Source organism: Companilactobacillus halodurans, assembly GCF_009600985.1.
Lineage (GTDB): Bacteria > Bacillota > Bacilli > Lactobacillales > Lactobacillaceae > Companilactobacillus > Companilactobacillus halodurans.
Genome location: NZ_VDFP01000294.1, coordinates 1 through 1,015 on the forward strand (window position 1 = coordinate 1; position 1,015 = coordinate 1,015).

General features: G+C 34.9%; 1 pseudogene. It reads right to left on the reverse strand.

The window, feature by feature from the left end:
* Positions 1 to 208 precede the first annotated feature (208 nt).
* Positions 209 to 1,015 (reverse strand): annotated as a pseudogene (locus FHL06_RS14565) (SLAP domain-containing protein); the annotation flags it as partial.

The window sequence follows — 1,015 nt, forward strand, 5'->3', positions numbered from 1 at the left end:
CCGAATAGTTTTTTTTAACATTTTTATCTCCTCTTAAACCAAGCTTTCTAATTGCGCTATCTCCCATTAAATGACATTTGAAATTCATACTTAAACGACCATATTCCAAACACTTCATTGGAGTATGGCCGTTTTGCATATGGTTTTATACTATTTTTTTAACAAACGTTCCATACTCTTTTAGCATGTATGAAAATTAAAAATCTAATTACTTAATGTACACATCGGTAGCAGAAACGAATTCATTTGTAGCAACTCTGAAGTATTTCCTTAAATTGTTATTAGATTGAGAAGTATTCGCATCCTTTTCTAAATAAGCAATTCTATCGGTATGCCATGCTGTGTCATGGGATAATTCTCTATTGGCTATAGTCTCTCCCTGCGCATTGATCAAACGTGCATCTTTATTTGTATAAAGAGTGGCGTCCAAACTAACATAGCGATAAACATCAGAAGCTTTAGCCCATTCATTTGTAGCAACTCTTAAGTAATCTTCACCATTAATGGTTACTTTCTTATCGACATACCAATCAGAATTTGAAGCAAGAACTCTATCTGATATCTTGGTTACTGAACCGGAATGATGACGATTTAGTGACCAAAGTTCAACGTTTGGTTTGTCAGAGTAAGTAGCGATGTTCTCAATTTGTGAAGATAGTGGAACTTCTGAGTCATGATGATTTGTAGAATTGTTATGACTTGCGGTATTGTTGTGGCTTGGGGGAGTGGGTGTGGGATGTTCTTGGCCAGTATAGTACATATTTATAGTGTAAGTATCACCAGCATCGTAAGTTCCTTGGAGATTATTCTGTTCGGAAAGAATAGTCTGTGGCAAATTTTCTATATTATCGTACCCAGAATCTTTGATGTCGTCCACTGTCATTAAGTCATCATCATTTTCTTGAAGAGTAGTTTTATCTTCATCAAATTTCCAGTCGGAAAAAATCTTTGGAAAACTTAAATCTGATGGTACTTGTGAAACTCCATCAACGAAAGGAATATCATATTCTTTTGA